Origin of the sequence: Pseudoalteromonas sp. S327 (assembly GCF_005886415.1) — a bacterium.
Classification (GTDB): Bacteria; Pseudomonadota; Gammaproteobacteria; order Enterobacterales; family Alteromonadaceae; genus Pseudoalteromonas; species Pseudoalteromonas atlantica.
In genome coordinates this window covers 105,959-129,720 of the sequence record NZ_PNDP01000035.1, presented here as the reverse complement: position 1 = coordinate 129,720, position 23,762 = coordinate 105,959, and the positions used below count along the sequence as shown (strand labels likewise).

Sequence of the window (23,762 nt, the reverse complement as noted above, 5' to 3'; positions counted from 1 at the left end):
ACTGTCTTAATTTTTAAGAGCCTTACCGCAAAGTTAAGCCAATAAAAAAGCGAAAGGCTTTAACCTTTCGCTTTTAAAATGCCGATTCAATCAGCACGTATGGGCAAAGCCACCTTATAAACTAGGCAAGTTTATCAGAGGCTACTTTATAAGTTGGGTCTTCAATTACGTTCACCTCAACTAAGTCACGCGCTTTGTGTAACAGCTGCTTACAGTCTTTACTTAAATGACGTAAGTGAAGCTGTTTACCTGCTTTAGTGTACTTATCAGCTAAGCTGTCGATGGCTTCAATTGCACTGTGATCCGCAACACGGCTGTGTTCAAATTCAATAATTACATCTTTAGGGTCGTTTTTAACATCGAATAACTCAGAAAAGTTTTTAACTGAGCCAAAAAATAGCGGGCCATGAAGCTCGTAAACTTTAGCACCTTGCTCATCAATGTAATTAGTTGTGTAGATATGTTTTGCATGATTCCAAGCAAATACCAAGGCAGAAACAATAACACCCACACACACGGCAATCGCTAAATCGGTTACTACGGTTACACCAGATACCAATACAATTACAAAGGCATCAGACAATGGTACACGCTTCATCATTTTAAAGCTTGCCCATTCAAACGTACCAAGTACAACCATAAACATAACACCTACAAGCGCAGCCAGTGGGATCATTTCAATTAAACTTGAAGCAAATATAATAAATGCAAGCAGCATTAGTGCAGCACTTATACCCGACAAGCGCGAGCGCCCGCCCGAATTAATGTTGATCATTGATTGCCCAATCATGGCACAGCCACCCATTGCGCCAAAAAAACCACAGGTTACATTAGCAGCACCTTGGCCAATACACTCTTTATTTGAGTGACCACGGGTTTCGGTAATTTCATCAATCAAGCTAAGCGTTAATAACGACTCAATTAAACCAATAGCCGCTAAAATTAATGCATACGGAAAAATTATATAAAAAGTTTCCAGGGTAAATGGAACCATAGGAATGTGAAATTCAGGTAAGCCGCCAGCAATGGTAGCCGCTTCATTACCTGTCATCCCTTTTAGGAAATCAAGTACAGTGCGCGAGTCTAAATCAAGGCCTATTACTAACGCGGTTACCGTTACAATAGCCACTAAAGAAGAAGGCACTGCAGTGGTGAGCTTAGGTAAAAAGTGAATGATAGCCATGGTTAATGCAACTAAACCTAACATGATGTAAAGCGGGTTACCTGTCATCCATTGCTGGCCACCTGCGCCATCTGGCACTTTAAACTGCCCAAGTTGCGCTAAAAATATTACTATCGCTAATCCATTTACAAAGCCGAGCATAACAGGATGAGGGACCATGCGAATAAACTTACCGAGCTTAAATATCCCCGCGAGTATTTGCAGTATTCCCATCAGCAACACCGTGGCAAATAAATACTCAACACCGTGATCAAGTACCAAACTTACCATTACAACAGCTAATGCACCGGTTGCGCCCGAAATCATACCAGGGCGGCCACCAAAAATAGCCGTAATTAAACCAACGATAAACGCGGCATAGAGACCAACTAAAGGTTCGACATTTGCTACAAAAGCAAACGCAACAGCTTCTGGAACTAAAGCAAGTGCTACAGTTAAGCCAGATAAAATATCGTTTTTAGCAGAGCTAGGCGCTTTGCTGAGTAAGTTAAACATTGAGTTCCTCAGGGGGTTATTAGGTTAGGATCGAAAAAGCGCTAAATGTTACCAAATTAGCGCTCATTTAACAATTCGCACACACCGTTATTAGCTTTCTTAGTATAGCTTAACTTTGTGTCGTTTATTTTATAGAGGAAGAGATGTACTGCGTTTTACACATGTCATGGTTACGTTAGAGTGTACCTCTTGAACGTATTCTAAGCTGAGTAAATTGTCACGTACAAAGTGCTCATAGCCTTCTATACCTTGTGAGATTATACGCAGCATAAAGTCCATCGTGCCGGCCATTGTGTAACATTCTGTCACTTCGTCATAGCTCATGATTAGCTTTTCAAATTCAGCTAAGTTTTTCTTGCCATGATTTGATAAGCGCACATGTGCGTATACAAGCATGTCAAAACCAAGCTTTTTCTCATCTAAAAGCGCAACTTTACTTTTGATATAGCCATCTTGTTCAAGCTTTGCAATGCGTCGCCAACAAGGTGATTGAGATAAGCCTACTTTGTCTGCAATTTCAGCAGTTGAAAGACTTGCGTCCTGTTGTAAAAGTGCCAAAATTTGGCGATCTACGTGATTTAGAGACATTTTATTTCTTATTTATCTAATAAACTGGTTAAATTATACAGCCAATTTAAAATTCCGTCTGCAATAATTTTGCATTTTCATGGATTTTAATTAACCAAATTGGCCACTTACAAATGGATTAGTGCGTTTTTCGTGGCCTACAGTGGTATCTTCACCATGGCCAGCTAAAATACGCGTGTTCTCATCAAGCGTTAAAATATGGCTTTTAATAGACTCAATGAGCTGCTCTGTATTGCCTTTAGGGAAGTCTGTACGCCCTACAGCACCTTTAAAAATAACATCGCCAACAATAACGCATTGCTGTTCAGGCTCATAAAACACAATATGACCCGGTGTGTGCCCGGGGCAATACTTAACACTAAAGCTAAGTTTACCAAGCGTTAATACATCATTATGGTTAAGCCAAATATCAGGGTAAAAAGCATCAATAGCTGAAAAACCAAACATTTGTGCTTGCATAGGCAAGTTATCAAACCAAAATGACTCATCTTTTTGCGGGCCAATAATTTGCACATTGTAGTGTGAGCGTAATTCATCTGCCGCACCTACGTGGTCTAAATGCCCGTGTGTAAGCCAAATAGCGCTCAGTACTAATTTGTGCTCACTAAGCGTGGCTATAATTTTTTGCGCATCACCACCTGGGTCTATCACCACAGCTTGCCTTGTTTCTGTACAGCTAATTATTCTGCAATTTTGAGAAAAAGCAGTCACGGGTATCGTAATAACGTGCATATTAAATTTCTTTATCTTTTTGATCGGGAATAACGGCTACTTGCTCATACGACATTAAAATTGGGTATTTCAAATACGCTTCGTCATAAAATGGCGTGTGTGAATATAACCAGTGCAAACGTGCATTGGCATCTTGCGCAAATGCTTTATCTTGAAGTTTTTTATCAAACTCGAGAGCAAGTTTTGGGTTGTCTTTAAGCATTTTCCTTGCGTAAGGGATTAACGCGTAGTTTTCCATATACTCTGTTCGTTGAAAAATTGTATTAAACTCACCCCACGCAAAAAATGAATCAGGAGCCTCTGGGTGTAATAAATGAACCGCTAACTCCCCTGCTTTTTGCTGCGTATTTACTTGATACCATCCGTCTAAATCTACATTTATTGCTGGTACATAATCAAAACTTGCAGAGACTCTAAAGCGCCCTTCAAATGGGGCTTTATCAAACGAGTAATCAAGTACTTTGGCAAGCTTTAAAGGTTGCGTATTCGCGCCTTTAAGTTTGTTTACTGACACCCCATGTAACTTAAGCTTTTCTATTATATCGCTATACACAGGCGGAACAAAAAACGCTTCAGGCACATCAACAACTCGCTCAACCTCTTTTTGCCAATAAATCGGTAAGTCAGTGTAGGTATAGGCTTTACCTAAATATTTAACCTCAGTTTGCCCCGAAAGCGCACTTACACTTGATGTGTATTCTACCCCTTTAAACTCACTAATCGTGTCTGCTTGTTTAGCATAACCTCGTTTAACAATTAGTTTCTCAGGTACAAATTCTTGCTCTTTTTTAACGGCGTTCGAAAGCTCATGACTGTACTGAGAAAGCGCGTTTATTGCCCCATCTAAAAATACATAGGTGCCTAATACGCGTTGTTGATAAGGTTTTAAAGAATGGTTTTCGACTAAAATTGTTGGTAATGATTTTAAATCCCCCCACCCGTTTGAAAAACGCGGTGTAGCCACCCAACCTGCAAGGCCTTTTTTAAAGTCGCGTTTATCCATAACAAATACCAATGGCCCAGGTATATGCCCTTGCTTTTGTAATGTTTCGTCAATAACCGGCTTTATATACTGATCTAACGCATCAGATATAGCAGGCGATTCGCTTGCAAATACAGGGTTATAACCATAGGTCACACCGTACTGATAATCGGCGCCATCGGTAACATGCACATCAATGTATAAGTTTGGGTTGTAATCATTAATAACCTTTAAAACACTTCTCACCTCTGGTGTATCTAATTTAGTGAAATCGCGATTAAGGTTTAGATTATTTGCATTGGTTCTAAAGCCCATTTTTTTAGGGCCGCGCTGATTTATGCGATTAAATGCGCTGCTGCGTTCATGCCCATCTACGTTTAAAATAGGAATAAAAAGTATGTTTACCTTTTTTAAAATATCACGGCGCTTACCTGTTGCAATATCGCGCAGCAACATAAACATGGCGTCTTTACCATCTATCTCACCAGCATGAATACCGGCTTGGATAAAAACGGTTGGCTTAGTGCTGTTGGCCATTTGCCCAGCTTCAAAAAAACCTTGTTCACTGGCAACCAGCATTTTAATAGCACGATTACTATTACTGTAGCCTATTATTTGAGACTGAAACTGCGTGGGATTTGCCGCTACAAGCCTATCTACAAACGCCATAGTATCGGCATAGTTTGGCGAGGCTTTGCCCTGTGATAACTCAAAATCAGTGGTTAACGGGCCTTGCTGTTGTAATAACGAAACGCTATCACCTTGCCAAGGAATAAGAGGCGGTAAATGACTGTTATCTGCCACAATTGCAGATAAAAATAACAGGCTTGCAAACATAGTTTTCTCTAACAAACGCTTTAATAAAATAAATTATACCAAGTAAACATAGCGATATTATAAAAGTGCGGTGATTCAACAAAAAAGAAAGCCCGTTTATACCCATGGACTTAATAAAGTGATTATTAAAGTAGTTAATTTTAAGGCTGGGGAAAAGTGTCAATAGCTTGCTAAAAAATTCGTTGTTTATACCAATCCGCTTAATTAAGCTATCTATTTTGAGAATGGATAAACGTGTTAATAGCTAGGGAAAATTCGCTATTTAGTAGTTCTTAATGAGAGTTTTTTAACGCAGATAGCGACACATTTAGCCTAAAATTAATAAAGTATTATTGCAGGGGAATATTATTAGGTGAGTCTTAAATTACAGGCACAAAAAAAGGAGCCTAGGGCTCCTCTTTATTACTTATTTAAAAAAGCTTAAGCTGCCGCTAGGCCTTCTTTTGCTTTTTCAACAAGCGCTGCAAATGCAACTTGGTCGTAAACAGCGATATCTGCAAGGATCTTACGATCGATTTCTACAGAAGTCTTTTTAAGACCATTGATAAAACGGCTGTAAGACAGACCATTTTGACGTGAAGCTGCATTGATACGTGCAATCCATAATTGACGGAAAGTACGTTTCTTAGCACGACGGTCACGGTAAGCGTATTGACCCGCTTTAGTAACTGCCTGGAAAGCTACGCGGTAAACACGTGAACGTGCTCCGTAGTAACCTTTAGCTTGCTTTAAAACTTTTTTGTGACGTGCACGTGCGACAACGCCGCGTTTAACTCTTGCCATTTCTAAAAACCCCTATTAAGCGAATGGTAACATACGTGAAACTAGACCATGGTCATTTTTATGAACCATCATCTTAGGACGTAGGTGTAACTTACGCTTAGAAGTTTTCTTAGTCAGAATGTGACGAAGATGCGCTTGTTTACGCTTGAAACCGCCAGAAGCAGTTTTCTTGAAACGCTTAGCAGCGCCTCTGTGACTTTTTAGCTTATAAGCCATTGCAATAACTCCAAATGTATTGCTTAAAAATTAGTAAGCAGGCGTGAGATATATTTCTATAGCTCCACTTTTAGGCCTAACTTACTGCCATATTCCGGTGAAAACCCAGCAAAAATGCCGCAATTTTACTTTAAAACCGGTTAGCACAGGTGAATATTTGCATATTACTTGGGTACCTGAGCTAAATTCGGTGCGTATTATCGCTTAAAAATTATTTTTTAGCAACAGGCGCCATCATCATAACCATTTGGCGGCCTTCAACACGATTTGGGAAAGACTCAACTACTGCAAGTTCTTCTAAATCAGCCTTAACACGGTTTAATAATTCGATACCAATTTCTTGGTGAGCCATTTCGCGGCCACGGAAGCGGATAGTAATCTTAGCTTTATCGCCAGCTTCTAAGAACTTACGTAAGTTGCGAAGCTTAACCTGATAGTCACCTTCATCCGTGCCAGGACGGAATTTGATTTCTTTAATCTGGATTTGCTTTTGCTTCTTCTTCTGCTCTTTTAGTTCTTTGCTTTTTTCAAAGATGAACTTACCGTAGTCCATAACCTTACAAACAGGCGGCTCAGCGTTTGGGCTAATCTCTACAAGATCAACACCCGCTGCATCAGCCATAGCTTGTGCGTCTTTTAATGACTGAATTCCAGCTTGTTCGCCTTCGATGTCGATTAAACGAACTTCTTGAGCTGTAATTTCTTCGTTAATACGATTTTTTTGAGCTGTTTGTTGCCCTTTCTTGCCGCCTCTAATGGTACGTTCCTCCAAGAATATCAATAATATAAGCGCGTAGTTGGCTGTTTGTGATTGCCCTACACGCTCGATTTTTACTGTCGATTTTTAATTTCTTCGCTAATTTTAGCTACAAAATCATCAACATTAAATTTGCCTAGGTCTTCACCTGTGCGGGTACGTACTGCTACTTCCTGTTGTTCAACTTCTTTATCGCCAACAACGAGTAAGTAAGGAATACGCTTAAGTGTATGTTCTCGGATTTTAAAGCCAATCTTCTCATTTCTCAAGTCAGCAGCGGCTCTAATTCCAAGTTTATTTAATTTTTGTACAATTTCGTGCACGTAATCTGCTTGTTTATCGGTAATGTTCATAATTACCACTTGCTTTGGAGCAAGCCACGTTGGGAATAAACCAGCGTATTCTTCAGTTAAAATACCGATAAAGCGCTCAATTGAGCCTAAAATAGCACGGTGTATCATAACTGGAGTGCGTCGTTCGTTATTTTCTGCTACATAAGTAGCGCCTAAACGACCCGGTAATGCAAAGTCGAGTTGCACTGTACCACATTGCCACGCTCTGTCTAAACAATCGTACAAAGTAAATTCAATTTTAGGTCCGTAAAAAGCACCTTCACCTGGTAGGTAATCAAATTCAATGTCGTTTGCTTTAAGTGCATCGGCTAATGCAACCTCTGCTTTGTCCCAAATTTCATCATCGCCGATGCGTTTTTCAGGACGCGTAGAAAGCTTAACTACAATTTTGTCAAAACCGAATGTCTCATATGTATCATAAACCATCTTAATACACGCTGAAACTTCGTCCATTACTTGCTCTTCTGTACAGAACACGTGAGCATCATCTTGTGTAAAGCCACGTACACGCATTAAGCCGTGTAAAGCGCCTGATGGTTCGTTACGGTGACAACAACCAAACTCAGCCATACGCAGTGGTAAATCACGGTACGATTTTAAACCTTGGTTAAAAATTTGCACGTGACCTGGGCAGTTCATTGGTTTTATAGCGTATTCGCGTTTTTCAGACTCTGTGGTAAACATGGCGTCTGAGTATTTTTCCCAGTGACCTGATTTTTCCCACAAAGAGCGGTCCATCATCATTGGACCTTTAACTTCTTCGTAGCTGTACTCACGCAGTTTTTCACGAACAAATTCTTCAAGCTCGCGGTAAATGCTCCAACCATCGTTGTGCCAAAATACCATACCTGGCGCTTCTTCTTGCCAGTGCCATAAATCAAGCGCTTTACCAATACGGCGGTGATCGCGTTTTTCAGCCTCTTCTAAGCGTTTAAGGTACACTTTAAGCTGCTTTTTATCGCCCCACGCAGTGCCGTAAATACGCTGTAGCATTTTGTTTTCAGAGTCGCCACGCCAGTAAGCGCCAGCTACTTTCATTATTTTGAAGTTTTGGCAGAATTTCATGTTTGGTACGTGCGGACCACGACACATGTCTACGTATTCTTCGTGGTGGTATAATCCTGGGCGATCATCTTTTGCGATGTTTTCGTCCAAAATTTCCATTTTGTATGTTTCGCCACGCGCTTCAAACGTATCGCGTGCTTCTTGCCAGCTTACATTTTTTTTCACTACGTCGTAGTTTGTTTTTGCAAGTTGCAACATACGCTTTTCAATGGCGTCTAAGTCTTCTTGAGACAAAGAGTGTTCCATATCAATATCGTAGTAAAAACCGTTATCAATAGTTGGACCAATAGCCATTTTAGCGTCTGGGAAAAGCTGCTTAACTGCGTGACCGATTAAGTGAGCACACGAGTGGCGAATAATCTCTAGGCCATCGTCATCTTTTGCGGTGATGATCTCAAGGCGCGAATCTTCGTTGATCATATCGCACGCATCAACACGCTCGCCATTAACACGACCAGCAATGGTTGCTTTAGCAAGGCCTGGGCCAATGTCGTTAGCTACATCAAGAGTACTTACAGGGTTTTCAAAACTACGCTGACTGCCGTCAGGAAGAGTAATAACTGGCATTATAAATCCTTACATACAGTGGTGACACCTACAATGTATCACGTGTATTTTTAAATAAATTAAATGAGAATGACTCGACAACGCTTTTACGAATAAGCATTGACTATTTTTCGCCATAAATGACTAATGTAGATGCTGAGTCTGCTCAACTACAAAAAAGATATTGTCGCGTGATAGAGTATCAATTACAAGTTTAAAGCGCGCTCATTACTTGAAATTTTGCCTAAAATTGTCATTTTTTTGTTTTTCGCTCGCTAATTTAAATCAAGCATGTGACAACTTGAGTTTACTGATTATTAAAATGCACCTACACCGCCTTGCTCTCGCAATTTATTAGATGTTGGGTATAATACCAAGCAATTAAGTTATATTAGAGAACAGCAATGAGAACATGTGGTGTAGAAATTACCGGTAGTGATGTACTACTTTGTATTTTAAGTAAAGATAACGACGTATTTGATATTCGCGATGTGCGCCAAACACGCTTTACCTTAGGTAACGGTAACGACACTGAAATAATGCGTAAATTTCAATTTGATTTTGCAAAACTAATGCAAGATTACCAAATTGATTCTGTTGCCATTCGTGAGCGCCAACCTAAAGGTAAATTTGCAGGCAGTGCAAAGGGCTTTAAAATGGAAACAGCGATTCAATTAATTGAAGAGTTAGATGTTCGCGTATTCTCAACGACCGAAATTAAAGAGCAGCTTAAACGCAACCCTATACCTATTGCGTTTGAAGACACAGGCCTTAAAAAGTACCAAGAAAACGCTTTTGTTAATGCCTATGTATACATTATGAAAAAAACCTACCGCAGTGACGAGCTATAAGTCACAAAGCGATTAAAATAAGCTATAAAAAACGCCATTTAGTGGCGTTTTTTTATGCCTTTATAAAAGTTAGTTTTTATTGGCCATCTGTAAAACGTTTCATTTAACTTTTATTTATGCTTAGTACATTAGTCTAACCACCCTTTCTTTGTCGACAATTTGTGTTTATTTTAACTACAGCCTATAACAATTCGCTTAACTATTTTTTATTTTGCTACACAGCTATTCGTGGCTAAGCAAATGAATACTGACTTATCAGCACGGATTGATTATAAGTAACTGACACACATTAATACGGAGAAGCACATGCACACACCATCGCGCTCGGTAAAAGAAGTAGAACAAATAAACACATTACCGCTCACAAAAAGCTATTTTAAAGGTGCACAAAGCCCGCCGCTAACGGATAAAACAATTGGCGAGTATTTTGATTCCATTGTCGACAAACACCCTAATTCGCTCGCTGTCGTTGTTAGCCATCAAAATGTACGCTTAACGTATAAAGCATTTCAAAATGAAGTTAATCAACTCGCTATGGGGCTACTAGCAATAGGCGTTAAACCAGGAGATAGAGTAGGAATATGGTCACCCAATAACATTGAGTGGTGTTTAACCCAATTTGCGAGCGCCAAAATAGGTGCCATTATGGTCTGCATTAACCCTGCCTACAGGCCAAACGAGTTAGCCTATGCTTTGAACTCGGTAGAATGCAGCACATTAATTACCGCGTCACATTTTAAAGGCAGCAATTATATAGACATGCTTAACAGCTTAGCGCCTGAACTTGCCCAATGTGAACCCGGTGAGCTAAATGCACATGCCCTACCTAGCCTTAAAAATGTAATACGCATTGGCAATGAAAAAAGCCCTGGTATGTTTACGTTTGCTGATGTGATGAATTTTGCCACCCCGGCTCACAAGCTTGAATTAAATGCGATTTCAGCAAATTTAAACGCGGATCAAGACATAAATATACAGTTTACCTCTGGCACCACGGGCAACCCTAAAGGCGCTACACTCACCCATAAGAACATACTTAATAATGCGCTCTTTGTTGCAGATGCTATGCATTTTACAGCGCAAGATAAACTGTGCATACCTGTGCCTCTGTATCATTGTTTTGCGATGGTGCTTGGCAGCCTGCTATGTGTAAGTAAAGGCGCCGCAGCTATATACCCAAGCGATGCGTTTGATGCAAAAACCACGCTTGATGTTGTGCAGCAAGAGGGCTGCACCGCGCTGCATGGTGTGCCGACTATGTTTATTAGCCAACTAGAGCTGCCTAATTTTACCAATTATAACCTCAGCACTTTACGCACTGGTGTAATGGCGGGCTCAACGTGCCCTGAGCAAGTCATGCGTAAAGTCCAAACACAAATGAACATGCATCAAGTATTAATTGCGTATGGGCAAACTGAGTGCAGCCCAATCAACAATATAACCGAAACCGACTCATCAATAGAGCGCCAAGTAACAACCGTTGGCCGTGCCCTTGCTCACACTGAAGTTAAAATTATTGACGAACTGGGTAACATTCAAAAAATAGGTGTACCTGGTGAGGTCTGCAGTAAGGGCGCCGGTATAATGCGCTGCTATTGGAATGACGAAGAAAAAACAAAAGCTACTATAGATGACGAAGGCTGGTTACACTCTGGTGATTTAGGGGTAATGGACTGCGAAGGGTTTGTGAGTATTGTTGGCCGCATTAAAGACATGATCATTCGAGGTGGCGAAAACATTTACCCACGCGAAATTGAAGAGGTTCTTTACACTTACCCAGGTATTCAAGATGCCGCTATATTTGGTATTAGTGATGAGAAGTACGGCGAAGAAGTGTGTGCGTGGATCCAGCCAAAAGAAGATGCAGTACTTGATGAGCAAGCAATACGTGCATTTTTAAAAGACAAACTCGCCTATTTTAAAATGCCCCGTTATATTCGCTTTGTAGAGAGTTACCCAATGACAGTAACAGGCAAACTGCAAAAGTTTAAAATGCGAGAGCAAATGCAGCAATCTCTTACTGATAAGGCCTTTTCTTAACCGCAAACATTAACTACAAAAAAGCTCAGCAATTGCTGAGCTTTTAGCGTTAAATAATTTATTTACTCTGCAGGGCGATACTGCTGCTGAACACCTGTTAAAAACAAACGCAAAACCTGATCGTTACACACACGGTAATGTTTATTTTCTACTTTGCGAGAAAACGCACTGAGCTCATGTTTACTTAATTCAAAGTCAACCTGTGCAAGTGTTGCTATTACATCTTCTGCTTTCATGTTTAAAGCAATACGTAGCTTCATAAAAATAATATTATTATTTAACTTAGCCTCTGGCACAGGCTGTGGGCCTTCGCGCTTGCCACGCTTAGTATTAATAAAGCCATTTAAAAACGTAGCAAACTGAGTGTCTGACATTTTAACAAACCCTTGCTCACCCTCTTTTGTTAACCATGCAACGACTTGCTCAGTGGTAACTGTAGCCTCTGCGGCGGCAAAAATACCTACCATGGCAGTATCGGTTAAATTAAAGGTATAGCGAACACGGCGTAAAATATCGTTATTTGTCAAAGTAATTTCCTGAGTAGAGAGCGAGGCTAAATTAGAGCGCCCACGTTAAATGAGCGCGCAGTTTAGCAGCTTAAGGCACGCTGCCCTATTGATATTTACACTATAAAGAGTTGTTAATTACCCAATACCTTGGCAGGGTCGACTCGAGTTGCTTGCCACGCCGGATAAATAGTAGCAAGTACAGCTAAAACAAAGGTAACAATAACTGTTATTCCAATATCACTGAGTACTAATTTACTGGGTAAAAATTCAATAAAATAAACACCTTCAAGCGGGTTAGCTGCAAATAACTGGCTAACCCATGTAAACAGCTCACTAATGTTAAGCGCTAATATAACCCCAACTAGTGTGCCAAGTAACACGCCAACAAAGGCTTGTGTTAAACCTTGCATGACAAAGGTAGCTAAAATAGTACTGTCTTTAGCACCCATAGTTTTTAAAATAGCTATGTTGCCTTGTTTTTCGCGCACTTCCATTACAAGCGACGATACAATGTTAAAACTAGCTACCGCTATAATTAAAAACACCACAATGTACACAATTGTGCGCACCATTTGAATATCTTGATACAGGCTACCTTGCGTTCTAAACCAGCTAGAGACATACACATAATCACTAATAGTTTGCCCTACTCGCAGTGCAATTTGATGCGCAGCAAACACATCATCTACGCTCAATCGTAAACCTGTCACTTGGCTGTCGTCGTAACCTAAAACTGACTGTGCTTTATTTAAGTGAATAAATGCAGCGCTACTGTCAATTGGCCCACCCATTTCTATAATGCCCGCAAGTGTTAACGTTACGCGCTTAGGGGCTAATAGAGACTTGCCTTGCTCGCTAATTTTAGGAATGAGTAAAGTAATGTTATCGCCTATATTAGCACCTAATTGCTTTACAATTTGCTTGCCTAAAATAACGTTATCCGTGCGCAGCTGACTAACCAGTGTGCCTTTGGTAAATTGATTTATGGCCGATACATTCCCTTCATAGCTAGGTTCAACGCCGCGTATTTCTACCGCTTTTAGCTGGCTTTTAAATTGCGCCATACCATTTACTGCTATAAATGGCGCAGCACCTGTAACATGAGGCTCTACTTTAAGTTTTTCTACTTTGTTAGGCCAATCAGCAATCGGTCGGCTAGGCGCTACGTATTCAACTTGCGGTACCACACTTAATAAACGATGCACTAATTGCTGCTCAAAGCCATTAATAACCGAAAGCGCAACAATTAACACCGCCACCCCTAATAAAATACCAACGGTAGAGGCTTTGGCAATAAAGCTTACAAATGCGTTTTTTTCATCTTTATGGCCAGAATACGCTCTAAAGCGTTCACTTAAAAATAAACTAAGCAACATGGTGCGACTCTTTAATGGCAAGTTTCCCATCATCTAAATACGCAATTTTACCTAGCTTGTCTGCAAGCTCTAAGTCGTGAGTAACCACCACAAAACTAGTATTTAAGCTTTTATTTAGCTCATTAATTAAATCGTAAATTTTAATCGCGTTTTGCTTATCAAGGTTACCGGTAGGTTCGTCGGCTAATACTAATGCGGGTTTAGTCACTAAAGCACGAGCAATAGCAACACGCTGGCGCTCTCCACCAGACAGTGCCGAAGGTTTATGCTCACTGCGATGCGCTAGGCCTACTTTATCTAGCATTTGCAGGGCTTGCTCTTTCGCCTCTTTTGCGTTGAGCCCTTTAATTAGTAGCGGCATAGCCACGTTTTCAACCGCACTAAATTCCATTAATAAATGGTGAAACTGATAAATAAAGCCCAAGTTTTTATTTCTAAACGCCGCCTGCTCTGTTCGCGATAATTTAGCAACGTCTTGATTTTTTATTTTAGCGCTACCCGATGTAGCCGTATCCAGGGTTCCTAAAATATGCAATAAGGTACTTTTTCCTGAGCCTGAGCTGCCCACTATAGCCAGCATATCACCTTGGTTAAGTGATAAGTCCACCCCTTTTAATACTTCTACTTGATTTTGGCCATCTTGATAAACTTTACTTAAGTTTTGACAGCTAATAACTAAATCATTCATAACGCAATACCTCTGCTGGTTTTACTTTTGCGGCTTTGCGCGCAGGATATAAAGTGGCTAAAAAGCTCATTGCAATACTGCTAAGCGCAATAATAACGAGGCTTAACACATCAAATTTTACCGGAAGCTCTACACCTGCTAGTAGGTTTAGCCCCACAGCAGCGAGTAGTTCATTAATATATAAGCTAAACAATACACCTAAAAGTGCCCCTATCGCGGTGCCAATCACCCCGTTATACAAGCCTTGCACCATAAACACTTTTTGTACTTGTGAAGGCGTTAAACCTAAGGTTTGTAATATCGCCACTTCGCCTTGTTTTTCACTCACCATCATAGTCAGTGCCGAAACAATATTAAATACAGCCACTAATACAATCAGCCCTAACAACATAGACATAATACGTTTTTCCATGGCAACCGCGGCAAATAAAGTACCTTGGCTACTGCGCCAGTCACTTACTTGGTAATCGCGTAAAATGTGCTGGCTGTCCTTTGTAAATTGCGCCAATTCAAAGGGTTCATGTAACGAGACACTTAAGTTAGGCGCGGTATTTTTGTTAAGCTTTAATACCCGCTGTAAAGATGCGCCGCTGGTAAATGCAAGGCTCATATCTATCTCTGAGCCGGTTTCGTATATTGCGGCTATTTTAAATAAACGCTGACTAGGTACGCGCCCAAGTGGTGTGTAAGTTGAGGCATTAGGCATAATTACGCGCAGTTTTTCTCCCATACCAACGCCAAGTTTACGGCTTAAGTAACGGCTAATAGCTATGTTGTAGCTATTATTTAAAACGTTTTGCCAATTGCCCTGCACAACTTTATCGGTAATTTTATATAGCGATCCGTTATCGCCATACAAGCCTTGCAGTAATACGCCGTGTAAATCTTTATTGGTTTGCAAAATGGCTTCGCCGTGACGGTAAAGGCTTACGTGATCTACATAATCTGAGCGCTCTAAATCGGCTTTTAACGCTGTCATTTGTTCGCTGGTGTGTTTATTGGCTTGTACTTCTACGTGAGGAATGAGCCCTAACATATTCGTTTTTAAACTGTTTTCAAAGCCATTCATTACACTGCTTACAGTGAACAAGGCCATTAGCCCTATGGCTATTCCGGCAATAGAAAAAAACGAGATAAACGATATAAACGCATTTCCTTTGGAGGAGCGGCTATATCTGAGCCCTATAAATAAGCTAACCGGTTGAAACATATTATTTAAAACATTTATGCTAAAAGTGTGCGGCTATAGTAGCACGAACTAAGATGAATTGAATATGACCATAAATGTAAGAAATAATTTATAAATCTTATACTTGGCTATATTTTAAACGCGCTTTATTCAAGCCCGGCCACTAAATAATCGAGTAATACTCTTACGTTAGTGGCAACATACTGGCGCGGTGGGTAAATTCCCCACACGCCTTCTTGAGCTGGCTGATAAGAAGTTAATACTGGCACAAGCTCGCCCGTTCGTAGCTCATTTTCAATGTAATAATTTGGCAGCTGCACTATTCCTAAGCCTTTTTTTGCACCATCAACTAATGCCCAACCACTATTACAGCGCAAGCGACCCGCAATTTTAATGTGTTTATCGCGGCCGTTTTCGTTTACTCGCCAGTAACTGCTGTTACCAATTAAACATTGATGTTGGTTTAGCTCGCCTAGGGTATGAGGCTCACCTACTCGGGATAAATAATCTGGGGAGGCACACATTATAAAGCGCCTAGCACTTAAACGCCGTGCTCTGTGGCTTGAATCTTTTAAATGCCCTAACCGAATGGCTAAATCAAACCCGCCTTCGAGTAAATTTTCTTGCTCGTTAGAAAGCGTAGCAATAACTTCGACCTCAGGATGAGCGTGCATAAAATTGTGCACAATGGGCATAATAAAAGTTTCACCATACATAACCGGTGCTGTTAATTTAATTTTACCTTTAGGCGTTGTTTGCTGCGTTGCTAAGCTTTGCGTGGCATCGTCCATAGCATGTTGTAATTGCTTAGTTTGATGTAAAAAGGCTTCACCTTCTTTAGTTAATACCACTTTGCGGGTGGTACGGGTGAGTAACTGGGTGTTTAAACGCTGCTCCAGCGCCGTTACATGGCGACTTATATGAGCAACCGACAACCCCAGTACATTAGCCGCTGCTGTAAAACTACCCTCTTCACCCACTGCTATAAATTCGTCTATGCCATCCCAACGAGCCATTATTACCATACTGTAAAAGTGTTTTAATAAATCAGAGATTATCATTATTTGAGAAACAAATACAATAGAGCCATCACCCAAACAAATTGGGTCTACAATTGTTATTTAAAACCACTACAAAGGATAAACACATGTCTGAATTTATAAAATCAAAAGCAGCTATTGCGTGGGGTCCAAACCAACCGTTAAGCGTTGAAGAAGTTGATGTAATGATGCCTAAAAAAGGCGAAGTAATGGTAAAAATTACCGCTACTGGTGTTTGTCACACTGATGCATTTACTTTATCAGGTGAAGATCCTGAAGGTATTTTCCCAGCCATTTTAGGCCACGAAGGTGCAGGCGTTGTGTATGCAGTGGGCGAAGGCGTAACCAGTGTTGAAGTAGGCGATCACGTTATTCCACTTTACACCGCTGAATGTGGCGTATGTAAAATGTGTACTTCAGGCAAAACTAACCTGTGTTCAGCAGTGCGCGAAACACAAGGTAAAGGCCTAATGCCAGATGGCACTACACGCTTTTTTAAAGACGGCCAACCAATTTATCACTACATGGGGACGTCTACTTTTTCTGAGTACACAGTACTTCCAGAAATTTCACTCGCAAAAGTAAACAAAGAAGCGTCGCTTGAAGAAATTTGTTTATTAGGCTGTGGTGTAACCACAGGTATGGGCGCGGTAACAAACACTGCAAACGTAAAACCTGGCGATACCGTGGCTATTTTTGGCTTAGGTGGCATTGGTTTATCGGCCATTATTGGTGCAAAAATGGCAGGCGCGGGTCGCATTATTGGTGTTGATATTAATACCAGCAAATTTGACCTTGCAACAAAACTTGGCGCAACCGATTTAGTAAACCCTAAAGATTTCGACAAGCCTATCCAAGAAGTGATTGTTGATATGACCGATGGCGGTGTTGATTACTCGTTTGAGTGTATTGGTAACGTTGATGTAATGCGCTCAGCACTTGAGTGTTGTCATAAAGGTTGGGGTGAGTCGGTAATTATTGGTGTAGCCGGTGCTGGCCAAGAAATTTCAACCCGTCCTTTCCAACTAGTAACAGGGCGTGTATGGCGTGGTAGCGCATTTGGTGGCGTTAAAGGCCGTTCACAATTACCTGAAATAGTTGAGCGTTACATGGCAGGCGAATTTGCGCTTAACGACTTTATTACGCATACCATGAGCCTTGAAGAAATTAACGATGCGTTTGATTTAATGCACGAAGGTAAAAGTATTCGTACAGTAATTCACTACTAATACGCTATTGGTAACCTATGTATTAAAAAGCCGTAATACTTAATTGTTTGCGGCTTTTAAGGATTTTTATGTTAGAAAATATCTCAAGTACAAAAGTAGCAGGTGGTTGGCACAAACAATATACCCACACTGCAACAAGTACCCATTGCACAATGCGTTTTGCGGTATTTTTACCCCCTGGCGCAAGCGAAACAAATAAAGTGCCAGTACTATATTGGCTATCGGGTTTAACCTGTACAGACGAAAACTTTATGCAAAAAGCCGGCGCATTTAAAAAAGCGGCTGAGCTGGGTATTGCAATTGTAGCGCCTGATACAAGCCCACGTGGTGATAATGTCCCTGATGACGACAACTACGACTTTGGCCAAGGCGCAGGCTTTTACGTAAACGCAACACAAGCACCGTTCAATACACATTTTAATATGTATGACTATGTAGTTGATGAACTACCTATGCTTATTGAGCAACACTTCCCAGTAACCAGTACTAAAGCAATTAGCGGTCACTCTATGGGCGGGCACGGCGCTTTAATGGTGGCACTTAAAAACCCTAAAGCGTTTGTTAGCGCTTCGGCCTTTAGCCCTATTGTTAATCCAATTGACTGCCCATGGGGCGTGAAAGCATTTACGGGTTACTTAGGCACTGACAAAGAGCTTTGGGCTCAATACGATTCGTGCGAATTGATGAAAAAAGCGCAGCAGGCTGATTTTCTCCCTATGCTTGTTACACAGGGCGATGCCGATGGGTTTTTAGAGGAGCAACTTAAGCCACAAAATTTAGCGGCTGTTGCTAAAAATAAAGGTTACCCGCTTAGCATTGAAATGCAAGCTGGCTACGATCATAGTTACTTTTTTATAAGCAGCTTTATTGACCAACACTTATCATTTCATAGTCAGTTTTTAACTGCGTAATCTCGTTAGTGTGTAGATCAGATTTATCTACTTCTACACACTCTTTCAATACTTTACTCACTTGCCTACACACTTGTACCGTATTGCCCTCACCTTTTACTAAATTGATCAGCAATGAATCTATTTTTAACCCTATATCGGTAAAACTAAACCCATTTTTGTCTTTCGGTAGAGGTTCGAGTGGATTTTTATAAGGCTCAGAGCGAGCTGGGCTATTACTATATTTATTGGCGCGTGCATTTGACTGTGCCTGACCATCAATTATAACACCAGCGACTGTGCAGCCACTTAGGTAAATAACACATATACATAAAGTTAGCGCTCTCATGACTCATCCTGATCAAAAATATTACCTAAATTATAAACATCTTTAAAAATAGTATTGTAAAAATATGTATACCTGTTCTATATACTTAATTTTGAACGGCCTAAGCGTACAATTTAATACAGTGCATCATCATTTTATTAATAAAATGGGTTTAAGCCCTAATACTTAAATTCACTTATACACTCTTTTATAAAGCCCACCAGCTGCAAAATAAAAATAACTAAAAACGGTAAAGCGCCAATAATAGCAATGGTTCTGTTTAGTGGCTCATTATTTTGTACCAGTAAAATAAAGGCACAAAGCCCAAGCGCGAGTGACCAACCATAAATACTCCATGCTTTTGCCTTTTTGCTATTTGTTAAATCACGTATTACTAATATGGCCGAATCGGCTGAGGTAACCACAAAAATAAGCAACAATAACAAGCTTGACCAAATAAGTACGGCGCCTTGCCAGCCTAACTGCTGAAAAAATATAAATAGCCCTTGGGTATAGTCGGCTTTAATGGCATCTAAAATACCGGCATGGTAGGTTTTATCCCATGCGATAGCTGAGCCCGAAAACACACTAAACCACACAATAGTCACAAGCGTAGGTAGCAAAACTACGCCCAATATATATTGCCACACTGGCCGGCCTTGGCTAATTTTAGCTAAAAACACGCCAACAAAAGGTCCCCACGCTAACCACCAAAAATAATAATTGTAGGTCCAGCCATTTGCCCACTCAGGGTTATTAAGTTGGCTTTGTAATTGCCATGCCCCTGTAAAAATAAGCCGTAAGTAATCCCTTGTGCCCTCAATGGCAATAGCCATTATAGGCTGTATGGGCATTAACAAAAGCAGCCACAATAAAAGTAAAAAAGCTAGCCAAACATTAAACTTACTCAGCGTTTGAATACCTTTTTTAAGCCCAAGCTTGGCCGATATTGTATACAGCAATACAATTAAGCTGATTATGATAAAACCAGATACAAGCGCTGACTCTATCCCTAGGTTTATTTCAATTCCCTTGCGTAGCAATAACGTAGAGTTTGCAATTGTCCCAACCACACCAAAAAAAATGGCAAGCACGGCCACTAATTTAACAATAAAGGTAAGCCTGTATTGGTATTTTATATTGATAGCGCCTTTTAACGCACTGATTACCGGTGCGCTAATATCACCACTGCAATGACTGTTTTTTGTTAAGCCACCTAACACAAGCCCAAATACAGCATAAAGAGCCCACGCATGCGCCCCCCAGTTAACCAACGTCAGCGCTAAAGCACTACTTACTTTGTCAGGGTAAAGTGTATGTTTTAAGGGAGAGTTGACTACATTCAACGCAGGTTCTGCAACTCCCCAAAAAATTAAGCCCGACCCCATCCCTGCGGCAAAAAGCATAGAAAGCCAGCCAAATAAGCCAAATTCAATACGGGCATTGTCACCGCCTACTTTTCGCCTCCCAAGCGGGCTTATGGCAATAACGATAACTGCAAGTAATAAAAAATTTACTAATAAAAAAAACGGCGCCCCTAAAAAACTTAGGGCGTTATTTATAAGCGGTTGCAAATGATTAGTGAGTAATTGAGGCGCCAAAAATGCAATAGCACAAAGAGTAAGGCAAAGTAATAACGCTGTTTTTTCAAGCTTGGTTGTATGTAAAGGCAAGTGAAATACTGTTTATTAATGTTTAATAATAAAATAATACGCACTTTGCTTAATTAATTAAACGCATAGGCAGGGTTTATCTGTAAAAGCGTAAATTAACTATGTAAATGTTACCAATTAATCAATTAACGCCTCTCACATTTAAATTTAACACATTGATTTTAAGCAATAAAATAAGATGGCCTGTAGGTTGCTATTAGTTTACACCTTTAACCAATAGAGACCATTATGGAAATTGATTTACAGTGGAACGAAATCATCGATAATTTAGTACACCTTGGCATTGCCTACATACTCGCCCTGCCTATGGCTTACGACAGGGAACGAAGCCACCATGGTGCAGGGTTAAGGACTTTTCCGCTTGTGGCAGTTGCCTCATGTGGCTATGCGGTAATTGCTATGTCAGTGCTAGAAGGTGCAGAAGCGCAATCTAAAATGCTACAAGGAATTATTACCGGCATAGGCTTTATTGGCGGTGGTGCAATTTTAAAAAATAATAAATCTACATCGGGTACCGCAACAGCAGCAAGCATATGGAATATGGGTTTAATTGGTATAGCGGTTGCCTACAGCCGTTACGAAATTGCTATTTTATTAGCTATCATTAATTTTATAACACTGAGGTACATTAAAAAGTTTAAGTAATGCTAAGGTGTACCATTATGTAATTACTAAAAAGAAAATAAATTGTGAGTAACTACTGCAACCTAAATTAATGTAATAAATCAAGGCGCTTAAAAGCGCTCAAGCTCGCATGACGATACTATATAACATATAATATCGGCAAATTTATACAACGTATTTGAGCTTAATGATGTCGTCTCACTCTACAGCCCCTCGGTTACATCATATTGATTTATTGCGTGGCATTATCATTATATTTATGGTGATTGACCATGGTATGTATTATTGTCTTAATTACTCAGTAACCGATCCTATGGCGGTTCCGGGTACCAGCCCTGTTACTTTTTTCACCCGCTTTATTTCGCACTTTTGTGCCCCTTTATTTGTTTTTTTAGCAGGCCTTTCAGCAGCTGTTACTGAGCATAAATACGCTTCAACTAAGGCATTTTCTTACAATTTAATTGTCCGTGGATTGGTGCTAATCATTTTTGAATTCACCATTGTTTCGTGGTCATGGAGCTTTAACCCCGCTTTTCCAATGTTGTACGCACAGGTCATTTGGGCAATAGGCTGGGGATTTGTCATATTAGGCTTATTACGTTTATTAGGCACTTATGCAGTGCTAATAAGTGCTTTATTGTTGGTGTTTGGCCATAATCTATTTGATGGCGTAGGCTTTGAGCCAAATACGTTCGCACATACACTTTGGTCTATTGCACATCAAAAAAATGTACTTGAACTACCTTTGGGCTTAAAAATGAGAACAACTTACCCAGTTGCGCCCATTGTAGGTTTAATGGCTTTAGCTTACTGCGCGGGAGTATATTATAAAAAACACCAGTACAAAGCCCAGGTCATGAATTATGCAGCTATATTAGGTGCAAGCTGCCTTGCTTTATACACTGTGCTGCGCGGTTTTAATTTATACGGCGACACTTCAGTATTTACTATTCATACCCATACTATTAATACTGTTATGTCGTTTTTAAACCCGACTAAATACCCACTGTCATTACAATTTATGTTGCTAACCGTAGGCCTTGGGCTAATTGCGCTTAAACTTTTAAGCCATGTTAAAGCCGACTTTTCTCGTAACTTTTTACAAGTGCTTGGTAAAACCAGTATGTTCTCATACCTTGCACATTTGTATTTATTGCACGCTGTCGCTTGGTTGCTTATCCCTGTTTTAGGACTTAGTTTTAGCGATATGACATACGGCGACACATTAGTAGGCCTTCCACCGGGGTACGGTATGAGTTATGGCGCAACTTTGTTATTTATAGCTGTGGTTATAGGCTTAACCACTTTGCTTGCAAAACGCTATTTAGGCTGGAAGCGCAACAATAAGCACACTCTAATTGCTAAATATATATAACAAAAACCCCACAATAATATTGTGGGGTTTTTATTTAAGTGTTTATTACCAATAAAATACTTTATAAAAAGCTTTCACCAGTTTGTTTTAAAGTAACCGTTTGCGCCTGTGCACTTTTAATTAATAGCCCACAACGAATATCATTTTTTGAAATTAATATTTTATCAATCTCGTTGGTATTATAATTAACGACTTTGTTTTCACAGCGAAGTTGTACTTTAGATAACGGTTTACTCGCACTAAGTTCAACCGTACCTTTAGAAAGTAAAGGTAAAACCGCTTTTTCAGACTCAAGCGTTATTTGTTGATTTATAGCGCCAGAGTTTTTATAAATGTCATTCACTTGTGCAAGTAATTGCGCTCTATTTTCCTCGCTAAACGTTATTGATTCAATATCACCTAATGCATCAATTGCATCGTAAGCACGTACGTAGTCTTGTTTTGAAATAAACCATTGTAAGGCATTTTTAATAACGCGTTTTTTTATTTGATCCGGTAAGTTATCTCTAAACAAAAAGGCTTCATAAATTGACTTATCAAAGCTTTTCCAATCTTGCACAAAGTAGCTATGTTGGCTTTTAAGCCAAGCCAGTAAAACTATTTCGACTGTGTTTTTAGTGTGTTCGTTTTCAAGCTCAGTAATATACGTTTTAGCTTCATCGTACTTTTTATCATCAATAAGCTGGCTGGCTTTCTCATAATCGTCAAAAAACGCCGGGGATGCCTGATCGTTAGAAAAACTAGCATGTACATTTTGCGAGCTTACCGTAATAGTTTTCGCCGTTGGCACGGCACTGCCATTTATCTGTGCACTTTTATAATTAAGCTTAGAAACATAATCGAGAGCTTCTCGTTGATATTTTTTTTGACCAAGCGAAGCCACAATTTCGATATCACTCACCTGGCCGTTTTCATCAACCACGTAGCTACTTAAATTAATCCCTTCTAACCTCGATGCACGCGGCGAGGTATTAGTAAGCTGGTCGTAGTTTTTATTAATAATTTCAGCAGCTACAAAATCATCTGCTGATACTGATAAGTGAGTAAAGGTTGAAGCGAGAGAAAGTGCTAGTAAAAGTTTTTTCATCGATATATCCATCCTAGATTATGTTTCTATTATAAAAACAAAGGTACTCCATAAATGCAAGTTAATCCATAAAAAACACGTCATTTTTTAATCAACTTTATACCAATCTGCTTTATTAAGTGAGCTATTATGAGGCTGGAAAAACATGTTTGTAGCTAGGTAAAAAATTCGCTATTTAATTAATCTAATTGAGAATTTTAACGCTTGTAGCGACATGTTTAGCCGCGCAAAATGATTGAGTATTACGGATTGGTATTATTATGGCTTTTATAAAAAACACAGGCATAAAAAAAGGCGCCTTAAACAGCGCCTTTGCTACACGTTGC

22 protein-coding genes are annotated in these 23,762 nt (G+C 40.0%); 6 read left to right on the top strand and 16 right to left on the bottom strand.

Going from position 1 to position 23,762, the window contains the following annotated elements; all coding sequences use genetic code 11:
• Nucleotides 1-121 precede the first annotated feature (121 nt).
• The 8 genes from CWB60_RS11655 to thrS form a co-directional block, all read right to left on the bottom strand.
• Nucleotides 122-1,678: a SulP family inorganic anion transporter gene (locus CWB60_RS11655; RefSeq protein ID WP_004587844.1), complete on the bottom strand. Its 1,557-nt coding sequence runs from the start codon at nucleotides 1,676-1,678 to the stop codon at nucleotides 122-124.
• A gap of 129 nt (nucleotides 1,679-1,807) precedes the next feature.
• Nucleotides 1,808-2,266 (bottom strand): Lrp/AsnC family transcriptional regulator, encoded by a 459-nt coding sequence (locus CWB60_RS11650; protein ID WP_002960703.1) that lies wholly within the window; start codon nucleotides 2,264-2,266, stop codon nucleotides 1,808-1,810.
• A gap of 90 nt (nucleotides 2,267-2,356) precedes the next feature.
• Nucleotides 2,357-2,998 (bottom strand): MBL fold metallo-hydrolase, encoded by a 642-nt coding sequence (locus tag CWB60_RS11645; protein ID WP_138578139.1) that lies wholly within the window; start codon nucleotides 2,996-2,998, stop codon nucleotides 2,357-2,359.
• Between the two features lies 1 nt (nucleotide 2,999).
• Nucleotides 3,000-4,817 (bottom strand): M14 family metallopeptidase, encoded by a 1,818-nt coding sequence (locus CWB60_RS11640; protein WP_138578141.1) that lies wholly within the window; start codon nucleotides 4,815-4,817, stop codon nucleotides 3,000-3,002.
• A gap of 420 nt (nucleotides 4,818-5,237) precedes the next feature.
• Complete coding sequence (rplT, locus tag CWB60_RS11635; protein ID WP_004587841.1) at nucleotides 5,238-5,600, bottom strand: 50S ribosomal protein L20; 363 nt, start codon at nucleotides 5,598-5,600, stop codon at nucleotides 5,238-5,240.
• Nucleotides 5,601-5,615: 15 nt separating this feature from the next.
• On the bottom strand, nucleotides 5,616-5,816 hold the full coding sequence (rpmI, locus tag CWB60_RS11630) for a 50S ribosomal protein L35 (protein WP_004587840.1): 201 nt from the start codon (nucleotides 5,814-5,816) through the stop codon (nucleotides 5,616-5,618).
• A gap of 211 nt (nucleotides 5,817-6,027) precedes the next feature.
• The gene (infC, locus tag CWB60_RS11625; protein ID WP_024034072.1) at nucleotides 6,028-6,588 is read right to left on the bottom strand and encodes a translation initiation factor IF-3; all 561 of its coding nucleotides are present in this window, start codon (nucleotides 6,586-6,588) and stop codon (nucleotides 6,028-6,030) included.
• A gap of 59 nt (nucleotides 6,589-6,647) precedes the next feature.
• Nucleotides 6,648-8,558: a threonine--tRNA ligase gene (thrS, locus tag CWB60_RS11620; RefSeq protein WP_138578143.1), complete on the bottom strand. Its 1,911-nt coding sequence runs from the start codon at nucleotides 8,556-8,558 to the stop codon at nucleotides 6,648-6,650.
• Between the two features lie 383 nt (nucleotides 8,559-8,941).
• On the opposite strand from thrS, the gene CWB60_RS11615 reads away from it, so the two are divergent.
• Both CWB60_RS11615 and CWB60_RS11610 read left to right on the top strand, forming a co-directional pair.
• Nucleotides 8,942-9,388, top strand: a complete 447-nt coding sequence (locus tag CWB60_RS11615) for a DUF3010 family protein (protein WP_004587837.1) — start codon at nucleotides 8,942-8,944, stop codon at nucleotides 9,386-9,388.
• A 306-nt stretch (nucleotides 9,389-9,694) separates the two neighbouring features.
• The gene (locus tag CWB60_RS11610; protein WP_138578144.1) at nucleotides 9,695-11,428 is read left to right on the top strand and encodes an AMP-binding protein; all 1,734 of its coding nucleotides are present in this window, start codon (nucleotides 9,695-9,697) and stop codon (nucleotides 11,426-11,428) included.
• A gap of 62 nt (nucleotides 11,429-11,490) precedes the next feature.
• Here the strand turns inward: CWB60_RS11610 and CWB60_RS11605 are convergent, their stop codons facing one another.
• The 5 genes from CWB60_RS11605 to CWB60_RS11585 all read right to left on the bottom strand — a co-directional run bounded on the left by CWB60_RS11605 (nucleotide 11,491) and on the right by CWB60_RS11585 (nucleotide 16,206).
• Nucleotides 11,491-11,955 (bottom strand): YehS family protein, encoded by a 465-nt coding sequence (locus tag CWB60_RS11605; RefSeq protein ID WP_138578146.1) that lies wholly within the window; start codon nucleotides 11,953-11,955, stop codon nucleotides 11,491-11,493.
• A gap of 113 nt (nucleotides 11,956-12,068) precedes the next feature.
• Nucleotides 12,069-13,313 carry a lipoprotein-releasing ABC transporter permease subunit gene (locus CWB60_RS11600; protein WP_138578148.1) on the bottom strand — a complete coding sequence of 415 codons (1,245 nt, stop codon included), beginning with the start codon at nucleotides 13,311-13,313 and terminating at the stop codon, nucleotides 12,069-12,071.
• Nucleotides 13,303-14,001: a lipoprotein-releasing ABC transporter ATP-binding protein LolD gene (gene lolD, locus CWB60_RS11595; RefSeq protein WP_029774428.1), complete on the bottom strand. Its 699-nt coding sequence runs from the start codon at nucleotides 13,999-14,001 to the stop codon at nucleotides 13,303-13,305. The genes CWB60_RS11600 and lolD overlap by 11 nt, the downstream gene beginning before the upstream one ends.
• Nucleotides 13,994-15,211 (bottom strand): lipoprotein-releasing ABC transporter permease subunit, encoded by a 1,218-nt coding sequence (locus tag CWB60_RS11590; protein WP_138578150.1) that lies wholly within the window; start codon nucleotides 15,209-15,211, stop codon nucleotides 13,994-13,996. The genes lolD and CWB60_RS11590 overlap by 8 nt, the downstream gene beginning before the upstream one ends.
• A 125-nt stretch (nucleotides 15,212-15,336) precedes the next feature.
• Nucleotides 15,337-16,206, bottom strand: coding sequence for a LysR family transcriptional regulator (locus CWB60_RS11585; protein ID WP_171036143.1), 870 nt, complete (start codon nucleotides 16,204-16,206; stop codon nucleotides 15,337-15,339).
• A gap of 131 nt (nucleotides 16,207-16,337) precedes the next feature.
• On the opposite strand from CWB60_RS11585, the gene CWB60_RS11580 reads away from it, so the two are divergent.
• Both CWB60_RS11580 and fghA read left to right on the top strand, forming a co-directional pair.
• Nucleotides 16,338-17,459, top strand: a complete 1,122-nt coding sequence (locus tag CWB60_RS11580) for an S-(hydroxymethyl)glutathione dehydrogenase/class III alcohol dehydrogenase (protein ID WP_004587830.1) — start codon at nucleotides 16,338-16,340, stop codon at nucleotides 17,457-17,459.
• 68 nt (nucleotides 17,460-17,527) lie between these two features.
• Nucleotides 17,528-18,370, top strand: coding sequence for an S-formylglutathione hydrolase (fghA, locus tag CWB60_RS11575; RefSeq protein WP_004587829.1), 843 nt, complete (start codon nucleotides 17,528-17,530; stop codon nucleotides 18,368-18,370).
• On the opposite strand, the gene CWB60_RS11570 is transcribed toward fghA, so the two are convergent.
• The gene (locus CWB60_RS11570; protein ID WP_138578154.1) at nucleotides 18,324-18,698 is read right to left on the bottom strand and encodes a hypothetical protein; all 375 of its coding nucleotides are present in this window, start codon (nucleotides 18,696-18,698) and stop codon (nucleotides 18,324-18,326) included. The two genes, fghA and CWB60_RS11570, sit on opposite strands and share 47 nt — an antisense overlap.
• Nucleotides 18,699-18,856: 158 nt before the next feature.
• Nucleotides 18,857-20,350, bottom strand: coding sequence for a BCCT family transporter (locus tag CWB60_RS11565; RefSeq protein ID WP_138578156.1), 1,494 nt, complete (start codon nucleotides 20,348-20,350; stop codon nucleotides 18,857-18,859).
• Nucleotides 20,351-20,578: 228 nt separating this feature from the next.
• Here CWB60_RS11565 and CWB60_RS11560 point away from each other — a divergent pair, with 228 nt between their 5' ends.
• On the top strand, nucleotides 20,579-20,995 hold the full coding sequence (locus tag CWB60_RS11560) for an MgtC/SapB family protein (RefSeq protein ID WP_004587826.1): 417 nt from the start codon (nucleotides 20,579-20,581) through the stop codon (nucleotides 20,993-20,995).
• 169 nt (nucleotides 20,996-21,164) lie between these two features.
• Entirely contained in the window at nucleotides 21,165-22,349 is a 1,185-nt protein-coding gene (locus CWB60_RS11555) for an acetyltransferase domain-containing protein (RefSeq protein WP_138578276.1), read from the top strand.
• Between the two features lie 61 nt (nucleotides 22,350-22,410).
• Here CWB60_RS11555 and CWB60_RS11550 read toward each other — a convergent pair whose 3' ends face one another.
• Complete coding sequence (locus CWB60_RS11550; protein WP_138578158.1) at nucleotides 22,411-23,436, bottom strand: energy transducer TonB; 1,026 nt, start codon at nucleotides 23,434-23,436, stop codon at nucleotides 22,411-22,413.
• Nucleotides 23,437-23,762: the final 326 nt, after the last annotated feature.